A 341-nucleotide genomic window follows, 5' to 3' on the forward strand; every position below is an offset into this window, starting at 1 on the left:
TCGACATCGACCACTTCAAGCGGGTCAACGACAGCCACGGCCACCCCATGGGCGACCGGGTGATCAAGAGCCTCGCGCTGTTTCTCAAGCAGCGCCTGCGCAAGACCGACTATATAGGCCGTTACGGCGGCGAAGAATTTGCCATCGTGATGCCCGACACCGACCTCGACAGGGCTTGCCAAGTACTTGACGAGATTCGCGGGCGCTTTGCCGAGATTCACTATCCCGCCCAGCCCCAGGATTTGTGGTGCACGTTCAGTGCCGGCGTGGTGGAGCTCTGCGACGGCTCCGACAGCCTGATGATGGCGGCCCAGGCCGACGAGGCGCTGTACCGCGCCAAG

General features: G+C 63.0%; 1 protein-coding gene. It reads left to right on the forward strand.

Features of this window, described 5'->3' with window-relative positions; translation table 11 throughout:
* Positions 1 to 341, forward strand: a 341-nt coding sequence (locus HX869_RS31090) for a GGDEF domain-containing protein (RefSeq protein WP_178904172.1), incomplete at both ends; no start/stop codon positions are given.

It is taken from the genome of Pseudomonas sp. P7779, from assembly GCF_013386315.1.
Taxonomy (GTDB): Bacteria; Pseudomonadota; Gammaproteobacteria; order Pseudomonadales; family Pseudomonadaceae; genus Aquipseudomonas.